At 43.7% G+C, this 12,881-nt stretch carries 14 protein-coding genes; 6 read left to right on the top strand and 8 right to left on the bottom strand.

The features are described from left to right. The first annotated feature begins 251 nt into the window (after positions 1-251). Positions 252-1,268 carry a hypothetical protein gene (locus AC1DV1_RS04940; RefSeq protein ID WP_477356154.1) on the top strand — a complete coding sequence of 339 codons (1,017 nt, stop codon included), beginning with the start codon at positions 252-254 and terminating at the stop codon, positions 1,266-1,268. A gap of 184 nt (positions 1,269-1,452) precedes the next feature. Next, positions 1,453-1,995, top strand: a complete 543-nt coding sequence (locus tag AC1DV1_RS04945; protein WP_477356156.1) for a heme NO-binding domain-containing protein — start codon at positions 1,453-1,455, stop codon at positions 1,993-1,995. A gap of 218 nt (positions 1,996-2,213) precedes the next feature. Here the strand turns inward: AC1DV1_RS04945 and AC1DV1_RS04950 are convergent, their stop codons facing one another. The 3 genes from AC1DV1_RS04950 to AC1DV1_RS04960 form a co-directional block, all read right to left on the bottom strand. Then, positions 2,214-3,257, bottom strand: coding sequence for an NAD(P)-dependent alcohol dehydrogenase (locus tag AC1DV1_RS04950; protein WP_477356158.1), 1,044 nt, complete (start codon positions 3,255-3,257; stop codon positions 2,214-2,216). 167 nt (positions 3,258-3,424) lie between these two features. Continuing rightward, on the bottom strand, positions 3,425-4,771 hold the full coding sequence (locus AC1DV1_RS04955) for a sensor histidine kinase (RefSeq protein ID WP_477356160.1): 1,347 nt from the start codon (positions 4,769-4,771) through the stop codon (positions 3,425-3,427). A gap of 188 nt (positions 4,772-4,959) precedes the next feature. After that, entirely contained in the window at positions 4,960-5,811 is an 852-nt protein-coding gene (locus AC1DV1_RS04960) for a DUF2911 domain-containing protein (protein WP_477356162.1), read from the bottom strand. Positions 5,812-5,981: 170 nt separating this feature from the next. Between AC1DV1_RS04960 and AC1DV1_RS04965 the strand changes: the two genes are divergently transcribed. Continuing rightward, positions 5,982-6,116 (top strand): hypothetical protein, encoded by a 135-nt coding sequence (locus AC1DV1_RS04965; RefSeq protein WP_477356164.1) that lies wholly within the window; start codon positions 5,982-5,984, stop codon positions 6,114-6,116. A gap of 197 nt (positions 6,117-6,313) precedes the next feature. Here the strand turns inward: AC1DV1_RS04965 and AC1DV1_RS04970 are convergent, their stop codons facing one another. Continuing rightward, positions 6,314-6,754 (bottom strand): SRPBCC family protein, encoded by a 441-nt coding sequence (locus tag AC1DV1_RS04970; RefSeq protein ID WP_477356166.1) that lies wholly within the window; start codon positions 6,752-6,754, stop codon positions 6,314-6,316. 30 nt (positions 6,755-6,784) lie between these two features. Continuing rightward, complete coding sequence (locus AC1DV1_RS04975; RefSeq protein WP_477356168.1) at positions 6,785-7,276, bottom strand: SRPBCC domain-containing protein; 492 nt, start codon at positions 7,274-7,276, stop codon at positions 6,785-6,787. A 138-nt stretch (positions 7,277-7,414) separates the two neighbouring features. Here AC1DV1_RS04975 and AC1DV1_RS04980 point away from each other — a divergent pair, with 138 nt between their 5' ends. From AC1DV1_RS04980 to AC1DV1_RS04990, 3 genes are all read left to right on the top strand, one after another. Continuing rightward, complete coding sequence (locus tag AC1DV1_RS04980) at positions 7,415-8,386, top strand: GlxA family transcriptional regulator (protein ID WP_477356170.1); 972 nt, start codon at positions 7,415-7,417, stop codon at positions 8,384-8,386. Positions 8,387-8,583: 197 nt separating this feature from the next. Beyond that, entirely contained in the window at positions 8,584-9,024 is a 441-nt protein-coding gene (locus AC1DV1_RS04985; RefSeq protein WP_477356172.1) for an Hsp20/alpha crystallin family protein, read from the top strand. Between the two features lie 139 nt (positions 9,025-9,163). Next, positions 9,164-9,508 carry a cupin domain-containing protein gene (locus AC1DV1_RS04990; protein WP_477356174.1) on the top strand — a complete coding sequence of 115 codons (345 nt, stop codon included), beginning with the start codon at positions 9,164-9,166 and terminating at the stop codon, positions 9,506-9,508. A gap of 6 nt (positions 9,509-9,514) precedes the next feature. Here AC1DV1_RS04990 and AC1DV1_RS04995 read toward each other — a convergent pair whose 3' ends face one another. The 3 genes from AC1DV1_RS04995 to AC1DV1_RS05005 form a co-directional block, all read right to left on the bottom strand. Further along, positions 9,515-10,774 (bottom strand): dipeptidase, encoded by a 1,260-nt coding sequence (locus AC1DV1_RS04995; protein ID WP_477356176.1) that lies wholly within the window; start codon positions 10,772-10,774, stop codon positions 9,515-9,517. A 189-nt stretch (positions 10,775-10,963) separates the two neighbouring features. Beyond that, complete coding sequence (locus AC1DV1_RS05000) at positions 10,964-11,539, bottom strand: hypothetical protein (RefSeq protein ID WP_477356178.1); 576 nt, start codon at positions 11,537-11,539, stop codon at positions 10,964-10,966. Between the two features lie 257 nt (positions 11,540-11,796). Beyond that, on the bottom strand, positions 11,797-12,675 hold the full coding sequence (locus tag AC1DV1_RS05005) for a carboxypeptidase-like regulatory domain-containing protein (protein ID WP_477356180.1): 879 nt from the start codon (positions 12,673-12,675) through the stop codon (positions 11,797-11,799). Positions 12,676-12,881 lie beyond the last annotated feature (206 nt).

Consider the following 12,881-nt stretch of genomic DNA (forward strand, 5'->3'; position numbering starts at 1 on the left):
TAGGAATTAGGTGGTGTTTATTTTGGGCGATGTTAGGTTACAATAAAAATGAGGTATTGAAAAACAGCCTTTTTTGGAGGGAGAAGTTCTGTTTTACCAGAATTTTTAATTTATCCGTATAATATGCGTAAAAATAACCGATGGTACGCAACAGCCTGTCAGGGTTTTACGTAGTAAGATAGGCGTTGATAATTAGCGCGTAAAAACACCTTATAAATACTAAACTATTGATTGATTTTACCGAACATAAAATGAGTGTCGATACGATATTTTCTTTTAATGAAGATCAATTCAATCAATTATTTCCGTTTTATATACTTATCAACCAAGATTTCTCCGTTCAATCGTGCGGCAACAGTTTAAAAAAGCTGCTGGAACATGACCCTCAAGGAAGTTTTGATCGCTGTTTCCGTTTAAAACGACCTGCAGGCATCGAACCTAATTTCTTTTCCATATCAGCCACGTGCAAACAATTGGTGGTAATTGAAGTTAACAGCCCGTTTAATGATATATTAAGAGGTCAATTTGAACTTTTACAGAGTTCAAACCAGTTGCTTTTTATAGGTTCGCCATGGTTTGATAACATGACAGACGTTAAGCAACGCCACCTTACCCTGCATGACTTTGCCTTTCACGATCCGTTAATTGATCTTTTGCATGTGCTTAAAACCAAGGATATCGTAAATGATGATTTAAGGCAGTTACTTACCACGCTTCATCGCAAAAAAAGCGAGTTAAGAAAGGCGACCGATGAAATTGAAGAGATTGCGCTTTTTGCCCTGCAAAACCCCGATCCGTTGTTTAGGATTGCGACCGACGGCCATATTTTGATGAGCAACCCCGCCGCCGACCAGATTGCATGTTTTACTTTTGAAGGCAAAACTTACTGCCGCGAAGAGTTTTGGAAGCATGTTTTAAAGCTTCAAACCTTTTTTGATATGCCGTTTGAGGCTGGTTATGATAATAAGATATATTCCTTTATAGGCCGTTACGTTGCCGACCATGACTATATTAATGTTTATGGCAGGGATGTTACCGAAAAAGAGGAAGTTAAACACGACAACCAACATAAAAGCATGGTTTTGGCAAAAGTTGCGTTTGACCAAACCCACCTAATGAGGGCGCCCCTGGCTAATATTTTAGGCTTAATTAACCTGTTGGAGATGAACAAAACCGAAGGTGAGATTGATCCTTTAATTTTACCGCTTCTGTTAGAAAGCGCCAAAAAGCTCGATACTGTGATTAATGAAATAGTAAATTTGATATAAAAATCACTAATTCATGCTATGATGTTTATATATAGCAACTTATCGCAGATGCGTTACGTTAAAAACATCATTCAACACCCCGTAATTTTTGATAACAACGAAAATCAATAATGCAAATACTTTTACCAGGGCGGATAAAATTCTGGCATCGTATTTTTTAGCCCAAACTTAAACCTTTAAAAAAATGTATGGAATAGTTAACAAAGCGATAGAGGATTTAGTAGTAGCAAACTTCGGTGAAGAAAAGTGGGAGGCGGTAAAACTGCGTACAAAGCTTGACATAGATTTTTTTATCAGCAGCGAACCTTATGACGATGACCTAACCTATAGCCTGGCAAATGCTGTAAGTGAAGAAATGAATATGTCGGTGGCCGAGGTGTTGGAGGCATTTGGCGAGTGGTGGATACTGAAAACCGGGAAAGAAAAATACGGAGATTTGATGGAAGCCGGCGGCGAGCATTTAAAAGCTTTCCTGATTAACTTACCAATGTTTCATAACCGCATTATGCTGATATACCCTAAGCTGACACCGCCTGAATTCCGGGTTACAGATATTGAGGAAAACAGCATCTTGGTACATTATTTTTCTAAACGGATTGGTTTAAAAGCATTTGTAAGGGGCTTATTGCTTGGCCTGGGGAAAATGTATGGCACCCCGGCACAGGTTTCGCTTTTAGCCGACAGGGATAACGGCGACGACCATGAAATTTTCAGGGTTAGCTGGTAGGGGGAAGGGAGCTTAAAGCCGAAGGCTGAAAGCTTAAAGCACGAAACTGACTTGAAAAAATAGCAAAGTAGAAGTGCATGAATTATCATGTTTGCATAAATGTCATATCATCCTTCCGCAAAAAAGAACAAGTCTCTTGTTAGGAAACCTGTTCTTTGTCATCATAAACAGTAACTTTTGGCCTAATGCCTTCTGCTTTGAGCCTTCGGCTTTAAGCTTTACAACGTAGCCATATCAATTACAAACCTGTAATGTACGTCTCCGGCAAGGGTACGCTCATAGGCTTCATTAATCTTATCAATGTTAATCACTTCCACATCTGATGTAATGTTATGCTCTGCGCAGTAATCCAGCATTTCCTGGGTTTCTTTTATGCCGCCAACCAATGATCCAACCAAACTTCTGCGCCCCATAATGAACGGGAAAGCAGCTACCGGTGTAGGTTGTGGCGGAGCGCCCAACAGAACCATTACACCATCGGTGGTTAGCAGGTTCAGGTACTCGTTATAATCATGGGCAGCCGAAACCGTATCTATAATAAAATTGAAACTGTTGGCCAGTTCGGCCATAGTATCTTTATTGGTTGTTAGTTTAAAGTGGTGCGCGCCTAATTCGGCGGCGTCTTTTTCCTTACTTTTTGATCGGCTTAGCATTGTCACCTCGGCACCCATTGACGCCGCAAGTTTAACAGCCATGTGGCCCAGGCCTCCTAAGCCAACTACTGCAACCTTATCACCGGCTTTTACCCCCCAGTGGCGTAGCGGCGAATAGGTGGTAATACCGGCACACAACAATGGTGCTACTTTTTCGAGCGGTAATTTGTCTGACACGGATAACACAAAGTGTTGCGTAACCACAATATGGCTTGAGTAGCCGCCCATGGTGATAGTTTTTTTATCCTGGCTTTGCGAATTGTAGGTTTGGGTATGGCCGTTTTGGCAGTATTGCTCCAGGTCGTTTTTGCAGTTGGCGCAATGCATACATGAATCTACAAAGCAACCCACGCCAACGGTATCGCCTACTTTAAATCGGGTTACGTTATTGCCCACGCGGGTAACCTTGCCCACAATTTCGTGACCGGGTACGGCGGGATAAATGGTGCCGCCCCATTCGTTACGGGCAGTGTGGATATCTGAGTGGCAAACGCCACAATATAAAATTTTAATTTCAACGTCGTCGGCCGCGGGTTCGCGTCTGTCAATTGAAAACGGAGCCAGGGGCGTTGCTGCTCCCCGGGCTGCATAGGCTTTTACTGATGTCATGGATTGATGTTTTGTGTATTACAAAAATGCAACCTACTTAGCAATAAATATGTTTTTAGACTGCAATTTTTTTAACGTCTACGCAGATTGCCAATATAGAAGATTGCAACTGTGATTAAAGGCATAGCAGGCCGGTTGTTGACGCATCATATCCCGCGTACGCTTGCTCAAACTGGTTTTGCGGGCGATTGCATCAACAACCCAGGAGAATTACCCGCGATTGTTGCCGGTTGGCAATAATTAAGGCTGATAAAAAAGGTACTCCCAAGCCCTGGCTCGCTTTTAAACCAAATATTGCCGCCCTGTAATTCTACAAAGTTTTTGCAAAGCACCAGGCCAAGACCGGCGCCTTTTTCTTTACCGGTACCATAGGTAACCTGCTCACTTATCGAAAATAGTTTAGCCTGTTTTTCAACCGGGATTCCCATGCCATTGTCGGCTATCGCGATAGTGCATTTACCATCGCTTGTAGTTGCGCTAATAGTAACCTTGCCGCCCGGGAAGGTAAATTTAATGGCGTTCATCACCACGTTCCTGACTACTAGTTGCAACATATCGGGGTCGGCAGCAACCCAAATGGCCTCGTCAATGTCATACTGTAGTTCAATTTGCTTCTCTACAGAAATACTTTTTAATAACTGTAGTGTGCCGGTTAGCGTGTGCCGCAGTTGTAATGGCATCAACTGTACTTGTACACCCCCCATCTGGCTTTTTGTCCAGGAAAGTACATTGCCCAGCATTTGCGTAGTATCGCGGGTGCGGTTTAATAGTTCATTTTCAATGTTCCGCCTTTCTGTTTCTTCCAGTTTATAATAAGTAAGTAGTTCCAGGAAACCCTGTACCGAAGCTAAGGGCTCTTTAAGGTCATGCGCCAATATGGATAGCAATTTGTTTTTGGTTTCGTTACTGGCTGCCAGTTCTGTGGCTTCATGCTCGGCCCGGCGGCGTTCCTGGTGATAAGCGCTCCTGATAAAAGCTATGATAAAAAAAATAAGCGCGGCAATGATAATATAACTGTATCCAAAATCAGCAAAGCGGCTGCTTGAGTTAGGGTAGGTATCTTTTATCCAGCCAGGATGGGCCGCTTCCCAGGATATCAGCAAAAGCATTACCGATATGTTTAAAGGCAGCCAAATGGCATATTGCCTTTGCGGAATTATTGATACGGCTATGATAAACGATAACAGGAAGATAGCAAAAGTAGGGCCATTGAGGCCCGAGTTAGCATAATAATTGACTATCAGCATCAGATTGTTAATAACCTGGAACGCCACAATTGCCAGGCTGAGCATTTTATAAAAACGGGACGCATAATAAGCCGCCGCTACAACCAGCAATACCACAAACATAAGCCCTGCCAGCTTTGGCAGGCCAATCAGATAATTGAAAGGGATGTTGAGCGCAAGCCCGAACATTACAATAATACAAACTGAATGGAAGATGCGCCCCTCTAATGCAAAGTAGGGCTTATCGCCAATTAATTTATTCCACAGAACATTCACCTTATAGTTCATCAAACTTTACAGTTAAACGGAATTAACATGCCAAAGGTTGAGCACATAGAAGGCTGTTACCTTGCCGGCATCCCAATTTACTTGTTTTAGTTGGATGCCGGTTTGAATTAATAAGGAAAAGTTGATTTAAGGCTTTAAAAGATACGTAACACTAAGTTTTTGGAACTATGAGACAGGGAAGTACGCTATCAGTTTGTTCCGGCATCATGTAATACCTCTTTATTCATCCTGATGTACTCGGCATTATTTTCGGCAGAAGCCAGCTTGAGCCCCTCATTGGCCGATATAATAGCCGATTTTTTATCACCTGTTTTTAGTTGTAACCTGGCCAGCCAGTATTTGATATTGTAGGCTGTTGGGTTGGTTTTATCAGCTTCCTGCATCCAGGTAAGTGCCTGCGCCAGGTTTCGGTTGTGGTTGTAACACCACACTGCCGACATGTAGTAGGGTTTCTTTTCGCTTTTCATGGCCTCCTGTATATTGGCCATAATGCGGTTATCAACATCGGTTTTTAAATGGATGTTGATGCCGGTGTTTTCCCAAAGTATTTGCAGCAGGCAGTTGTCTTGCTTTACATCTGCAAACTGGATGGTAAGGGTCTCCACTTTATTGGTAAGTTTTGTTGGTTTTACTTTAAAACGCAGCACATCCTGTTTTGGGTCATAGGCATACGCGCCCCATTGGTTAATGGTTTTATTAAATATAATTGTCCATTCGTCGGCGCCGGGTATGCTAAAAAGCGAGTAGGAGCCGGGCGCAAGGGTATTCCCTTCTACCTGGATGCTATCGGTAAGGGTTACAACGGTGGCATTATTGGCCCCGGTTCGCCAAACAATGCCGTAGGGCTCCATCCTGTTAAAAATTTTGCGGCCTTTGGTATTAGGCCGGTAATATTTTACCGATATGGTGCCAAGTCCAAAATCCTGTTCAATACGTTGCCCCAAACTTGCTGCCGGTATTTTAAAAGGCAATTCCTGTGCCCGGGCATCATAAAAATGGAAAGTTATAAAAGTGAGCAGGCAAAATAAGGTTGTTTTCATGGTTTTAATATTGGTTGTTTTGGGAAAGCGGTGGTCGGCGGTTTTTACTATAAAATTATTCTTTATTTTCAATAAGGCCAAATAACAGCAACACAGTTGAAGGGCAAACGCATCTGATTGGGTTAACATAACTTAACACATTTCAAATAAAATATTATAAATATTTGATAATGAATATTTTATATTTTATCATGGTTAACACTAAACTGATAGCGCAATTTAGGCGCATCCCAATATTTGTGGCTGTTATTGAGCAATACAAGTCCCTTCGGTACCTCGATTATATAACCAGGATCAGGCAATGAAAACAAGGTAGCGTTTGATGCTTATATCTTCCCGACGTTATAAGCTTATTCCGTTAGCTATTATTAAATAACAGCTTATGGCCGTTAACAATTTAGATGAGCTTGCCCTGAACGCAGTTGCATACGTATTTTTTAACAGCGCTGCCAATCCGCTGCACGATGCCTTGGTTTGTACACGATCAATTTGATACTGCTTGTTATTTGTGATACGGCGTTCCGCTACCGGTGGTTAAAAAAGCATACAGGCTATCTATAAAATAATCCCAGCCGGCCTCGCATACGTTGTAGCATTCAAAACTTTGGTTTAAGCCCTCGTGTGAAAAATTCAGGGTTGTAGCCTGGCTATCGGCGCTTATGGCCCATATCAGTTTTGTGCCCACCCATTCTGCCTTGTTTGTTAGGGAAGCCATATCTATATAGGCTTTATCACATTGCCACACTACACGGCTATTGGGTACCGCTTCAATGATACTGAAGGTCTTTTTTGTTTTTCCGAAGGCAATATCATACTGGTCGCCGGCGTGTGCGGTTTCGCCGGTTAGGTCATCACTCCACCAATCGGCAATATGCCGGGTAATTGCGGCGTAAACCTCATCGGCGGGTTTGGTTACAGTGATGGTTTTTTGATAATTGTTCATGGTGTATTTAACATGATGTGGTTTACCGTCTTATTTTTTTTCGGCCAGGAGCTGCTCTTCATCTGCCGTTCTAGCAGTGCCGGCGGCGTTGGGCAGGCCTTTACCTGTACTGATGAGACTGGCCAGGCTGTTTTGAATGTAATTGGTCCACGCGCCCCGGCAAATCTCGAAACATTCATATTCGGGCACCAGGCCATGATGGGTGAAAACGATCTGCGTTTTGCCATCTTGTTCCGCAATGTCGAAGCTGATTTTTGTGCCCTTCCATTCGGTTTTATCCTGGGTAAATTTAAAATAGTTATCAAGAATCAGCCAAACTACTTTTTGGTTGGGGATAACTTCTACCAGTTTTATTTTGCAGGTATGGATGTCTTCAAAATGGTAATTAAACTCGTCATTCAGCTTGCTGGTACCGCCTTCAATTTCTTCCGACCACCATCCGCGTACGTTGTTAATGGTATCAAATGCTTCCTTCGGGGTTTTGTCAACCAACAGGGTGGTTGTAAAATCTGGTGTGGTCATTTTTATCAGTTTTTGGTTTGATTGGGAATTGTATTACAAATTTAATGTCTTGACAGCATAAACACAGGGTGTAATATGGACATGTTGACGGGTTGATTTGGACACAATGGTTAACTATCTTTATTCAAAAAAAACGTCATGAAGCAAGTGATCATCTTAGTTCCTAAAGGCTACGCCAACCTGGCCAGCGTGGTAGGTACTTTTCAAATACTTAACCGTGCCAACGGCTATTGGCAGCAGATGGGGCATAGGCCTATGATGCAGGTGCGTATAGCCGGATTTGAAACGGAACTAAAACTGGATGGCGGTTTCTTTTCTATTTTTCCGGCAGATATTAATGAAATATCAAAGGCCGACCTCCTGATTATTCCTTCTGTTTCGCACGAGTACGACCGGGTACTTAAAGAAAACGCAGCGCTTGTACGTTGGATTGGCGAACAATATCAACTTGGTGCCGAAATAGCGAGCATTTGTACCGGTGCGTTTTTGTTAGCGGCTACCGGCCTGCTCGACGGTAAAACATGCTCAACCCATTGGAATGCGGCAACTGCTTTTAAACGCCTTTTTCCGAACATCGAATTGCACACCGATAAACTGCTTACGGTTGAGCAGGGCATTTACACCAATGGCGGTGCCTACTCCTTTTTGAACCTGGTACTTTTCCTGGTTGAGAAATATTTTGACAGGCAAACGGCTATTTACTGCTCCAAAGTTTTCCAGATTGATATGGACCGGACATCGCAATCGCCTTTCAGTATTTTTCAGGCACAAAAAAATCATGGTGATGAGCTGATTGGCAAGGCCCAGAGCTTTATAGAAGAAAACTTACGCGAAAAAATATCTTTTGAAGGGTTGGCCGCTAACCTGGCCATCAGCCGCCGCAATTTCGACAGGCGTTTTATTAAAGCTACCGGGAATACCCCGGTTGAGTACTTGCAACGTGTAAAAGTAGAAGTAGCCAAAAGTACCCTTGAAAAAGGCCGCAAAAGCATTTTTGAGGTAATGGACCAGGTTGGCTATGCTGATGATAAAGCCTTTAGGGAAGTTTTTAAAAAGATAACAGGCCTATCGCCGTTGGATTACAGGGCTAAGTATAACAGGGAAGGGTAGGAGTAAATTGAAGGATGATATACTTGAATTTTTGACAGCCGTAAACTGAAAATTTTTCACCGGGTATGAAATTTTTTCAGTTTTTTACCCCCTGTTAGTCTCTGGCATTTTAGTTGTTGAGTTATTATCAGAACACGAAGTTCTGAAGTTTAATTAATTATAAGTTCAATCATTAAATTTATTTAGGAGGACAACCCATGACATTGGTTAAATTTAATCCCGAAAAAAGGACCAACTCATTACTGCCAGGTTTTAGTGACGTTTTTGACTCTGTTTTTAACGACACCTTTTTTAACGACCGCATGATAGCGCGCGTGCCTGCTGCTAACATCAGCGAAACTGCCGAAACCTTTCACATTGAACTGGCTGCACCCGGCTTAAAAAAGGAAGACTTTAAACTAAGCCTTGACCGCAACGTGCTAAGCATCTCTGTTGAACATGTATTAGAAAACAACAACGACAAAAAGAATTACAGCAAGCGCGAGTACAGCTACAACTCATTTGTAAGATCGTTTACCTTGCCCGATAGCGCAGACGACAGCAGGATTGAAGCTGCTTATACCAATGGCATACTTAAGGTAGACATTGCCAAAAAAGATGAAGCCAAATCTGTAAGCAGACAGATTCAAATTAAATAATCGGCGAGATAAATAGTAATTTATGAGCCTCCTGCATAAGGGGGCTTTATTTTTAAATAAAAAAAATCGTTAGGGTTTCGTCTAAAAGCTTCGCTGCTATATATTTTCGAACTTTATATAACATAATAACTGCGGGCACATGGATACTCCAAATTTAACAATAATTGATATTGCGCAAACGACCGCAATCAACGGCACATACACCAATATTCCAATTGCACTGGTGAATGACCATGTAGTGAGGATGAGCGTTATGACGGAGCCTTATTTCTGGCACTTCCACCCGGATTCGGATGAAAGTTTCCTGGTCATTGAAGGCTCCGTATTTATTGACCTGGAAGATAGCACCATCGAGTTACTGCCCAACCAGTTATTTACCATACCAAAAAATGTAAAACACCGCACCTGGCCTAATGGAAAAAGGTCAGTTAACCTGACCTTTGAAAGCGCTGGTATGACAACAGTTAGATTGGCTGACCAGTAGCAAACATTAATGGTTGCCGGCCGTAGCAGCATCAAACACGCGGCAAAAGTTGCCGCCACCTATCTTGCCTATTTCATCTGCGTTAAAACCGGTGTTCAGCATCGCCTCTACTACGGTGTAATAGAACCCTGTATTTTGATCCGGCCAGGTTTGGTTGGTACCGCCGTCCATTTTGCCGCGGTTCAGGTCGCCATTAGCGCCATCACGGGGTTTATCGCCCGGAGGAATGCCATCAGGACGATTGCCATGCATGCCTCCCGGTGGCGGGCCTTGTTCGCCCGGTTTGGGGCCGAAACCGCCGCCCGCCGGCCTGTAGGCCGGGGTTAGTTTGGTATCGGTGCCGATGCAAACATGATCTATCCCCACAACATCAACCAGCGCCCGGATATTTTGGACATACTCCAATGCTGACCCAGCCAGGTGCGTCCATACGCCGATAACACCTCCTGTATCTGCCACAATTTTTGCCTGCTCCTTGCTGATAAGGCGAGGGCGCATCATGCGGGCCATGTTCTCGTTTTGCCCCAATTGGGTATCAAGGCCGGTGTGCGAAATGATTACCGGCTGCTTAGCTACTTTGAGTGCAGCGGTCACTGTTTCGGCGCTGGCATGCCCAAGGTCGACAAGGATGCCAAGTCGGTTGCATTCGCGGATAACGTCGGCACCGAAAGTGGTAAGGCCTCCCCAGCGTGCGGGATTGGTGAAAACGTCGCCCAGGGGTACTGATGCATCGCTGTCATGCAGCAGCGTCAGGTGTCGCAGGCCGCGGCTATAGGCATCTTCAAGTCGTTCGATGTGTCCTTCCAGAAAATGGCCTCCCTCAACCGATTGGATAACCGTGGGCTGGCGTTTTTTATGAGCGGTGTTAAGATCGGCCATGTTTAGTGAGCGCTTCATACCGTTACGGGCCAGCTGCTGGTCCATGGAAGCCAGCCCATTTTTAAACCGTTCGTAGGCATCGCCGGGGTTTTGCAGTTTTTGATAATCCACAGCGAATGTCATGCAGATGGCCGCTAAGCCCGACTTTTTCATTTCGCCCGCCAGGTTTATATCCGGGCCGGGTACTTCAGCAGTGGTTAGTGGTACGTCGATGTGGTTGTGCGTATCTATGCCCAGTGTATCGGCTACTATTTTGGCTATGCGTGGGTCTACCTCATCAATTGCCCAGGCTGCCATCGGGTTTAGCATTATGGCGGTACCGGCTCCGGCAAGGGCAACCGCGGCCAGGAATTCCCGCCGCGACCATGGTGGTTGAAACTTATTCATGATTTTAAATTACAGGATAGCTGTTTTATATCGTTTAAAGGTAGCAACTACCCGGAGTATCGCCTCCTGTAATCGTCGTTTGGCCGGGATGAATAGACGAATTAGCGGTTAGAGCCGATGAGGGGGGAAAGAAGTTTTTTCGCGCAAAGATCGCAGAGGCGCAATTGATTTGGTTGTTTTTTTAGCCAATTACTGCACATTATCGATAACACTCTGGCAATACTCCCGCAGTTTAATGTCTCTTGTTTCATCTGCCGCAATTTGTTTTACCAATGGGAGGTATTTGCTTTTATGGTAACGTAAAAGCCCCGAAATACACTCAACATAAGTTAAAAAGAAATCTCCCCGTTGTTCCAGTTTTTGCAGCTGGATTTTTCCTGCTGATTTGCCTGGGCTGTATTTTAACAAGCTCGCACCCATCCAGGCAAGTTCGCCTGAGTAGTTAATAATCCATGAGCCCAATTTGGAAACTAAGTTTTTTGGCGTGTCAAAGTCCTCGTCTTCCGAAAGCTCTCGTAATAATCCACCCGCGGCATATAAAAAATCGCATAACCAAACGTCACCTTTTTCGCCACGGCTAATTTGAAGCAGCAGTGGTTCAATAAACCTGGCGTTTTTGAGGAGAACCATCAAGGACGCAAAACTATTGAGGTTATTTATTTTGTTTGGCTGGCTAATCAGGTCAATTGTTTCCTGCTCAAACGTTTCTGAATTATCAATCAAAATTTCGTAGAGGGTGCTTAGCTTGTCGTTTATTTCGGGCATGGTTTGGGTTGCAGGTGTGATTAGGTTAAGGTATAATATGACGTATGATTATTGGGCTAATATAAAAACATCAAAGCGGATTTTTATAGTGCAAGGAGCGATTTGGGGTTTGAGTAAATGATGCTTACGATCATCGCACATAAACACAGCTTTGTTAATCACGACTGGTTTGCACAACCGCAGGGTATTCTCCAATAGAATCCGCGGGGACTGGAAGAGGCATGTTATGGTTGCGAAAGCGGGAACTTTCACCTAACTTAATACGCTATAGTAACAAAGTTGCTCAAGTTAACGCCCATTTTCTTCCATTTGTCCTGGCTTGCTATGCGGGCGTAGCAGTTTTTCGAAAATGGCGTAATTGCCACCGGGAGTACGGTAAGCGGGGTTTCCTGCTTATCCATCCGTCCTTCTATCCACTGAACGGTTATAATAAATTCTCCGTTAACCCTGATGTTATATTGATCGAGGTTGATATTGGTCCAGCCGGTTTTAAAATTATCTACTGTGGCAAAAATTTGTTGGTTACATAGCAATGTGTCGGGCATGGCATTTTTTACGGCGTAAATATTTACCCTGAATTTTATAAAATTGAAGTTGTTTACCGATATGTAAAAGTTGAAATTTTTAATAAGGGCTTTTTTTTGGCTGGTTTTATACAGCATTCCCATTTCGGAGCCTACGGTTTCGTCGGCCGTTTTTTTGTTGTGGACAGACACTTGTACAAATTTGCTCACGGCCTGCCGGCCAATAATTTCTGTGTTTGTTGCCCGTATTGCATTTGTAATTCTTACTTCGGCAAGCTGTTGCGGCTTTACTGATAACCGAATTGTTTTATCGGCCGCCGGCATAAAATCCCTTACCGGGATTTTCAACGCGGCATAGCCCACTATGCTTACCTGGATGGTATCTGCAAAATTATCCCGGCTAATGTCGAAACTAAAATGCCCGGCTGTGTCTGTTACCGTGCCATTGGGCTTGTTCAAAATCCCCACGCTAACGTAAGCCAATGCCTTGCTGTTTTCCTTATCAATCACAATACCCTTAAGTATAATATTTTCGGCAGTGTTAGCCTGGGCGAGAACACGTGAGGCAGTTATACATACCAGGAAGAGCAATAGTAACGGTTTTATGGTCATGATGAGGCGGATTGTTGTAGGCGCATGCCAACCCAACAGGTACGTTGTTTTAACATATTTATTATCAGGTTTATTGATAAATATGTTTTTGTATCAGGCTCTTTCTGCCGGACTGTACCCTGGGGGACCACAGAAATACGGTTTTGAGGATTGCGACTTGCCCTCTACAAACGCCAGCCCCGCCTGAGGCTGGCAGTTAACAAGTT

Source organism: Mucilaginibacter sp. P4_D1 (genome assembly GCF_056401935.1).

Bases quoted from the DNA above. Each gene is read 5' to 3' on its own strand.
- AC1DV1_RS04940 (WP_477356154.1), top strand. From the start codon at position 252: ATGAGTGTCGATACGATATTTTCTTTTAATGAAGATCAATTCAATCAA.
- AC1DV1_RS04945 (WP_477356156.1), top strand. From the start codon at position 1,453: ATGTATGGAATAGTTAACAAAGCGATAGAGGATTTAGTAGTAGCAAAC.
- AC1DV1_RS04950 (WP_477356158.1), bottom strand. From the start codon at position 3,257: ATGACATCAGTAAAAGCCTATGCAGCCCGGGGAGCAGCAACGCCCCTG.
- AC1DV1_RS04955 (WP_477356160.1), bottom strand. From the start codon at position 4,771: ATGAACTATAAGGTGAATGTTCTGTGGAATAAATTAATTGGCGATAAG.
- AC1DV1_RS04960 (WP_477356162.1), bottom strand. From the start codon at position 5,811: ATGAAAACAACCTTATTTTGCCTGCTCACTTTTATAACTTTCCATTTT.
- AC1DV1_RS04965 (WP_477356164.1), top strand. From the start codon at position 5,982: ATGAATATTTTATATTTTATCATGGTTAACACTAAACTGATAGCGCAA.
- AC1DV1_RS04970 (WP_477356166.1), bottom strand. From the start codon at position 6,754: ATGAACAATTATCAAAAAACCATCACTGTAACCAAACCCGCCGATGAG.
- AC1DV1_RS04975 (WP_477356168.1), bottom strand. From the start codon at position 7,276: ATGACCACACCAGATTTTACAACCACCCTGTTGGTTGACAAAACCCCG.
- AC1DV1_RS04980 (WP_477356170.1), top strand. From the start codon at position 7,415: ATGAAGCAAGTGATCATCTTAGTTCCTAAAGGCTACGCCAACCTGGCC.
- AC1DV1_RS04985 (WP_477356172.1), top strand. From the start codon at position 8,584: ATGACATTGGTTAAATTTAATCCCGAAAAAAGGACCAACTCATTACTG.
- AC1DV1_RS04990 (WP_477356174.1), top strand. From the start codon at position 9,164: ATGGATACTCCAAATTTAACAATAATTGATATTGCGCAAACGACCGCA.
- AC1DV1_RS04995 (WP_477356176.1), bottom strand. From the start codon at position 10,774: ATGAATAAGTTTCAACCACCATGGTCGCGGCGGGAATTCCTGGCCGCG.
- AC1DV1_RS05000 (WP_477356178.1), bottom strand. From the start codon at position 11,539: ATGCCCGAAATAAACGACAAGCTAAGCACCCTCTACGAAATTTTGATT.
- AC1DV1_RS05005 (WP_477356180.1), bottom strand. From the start codon at position 12,675: ATGACCATAAAACCGTTACTATTGCTCTTCCTGGTATGTATAACTGCC.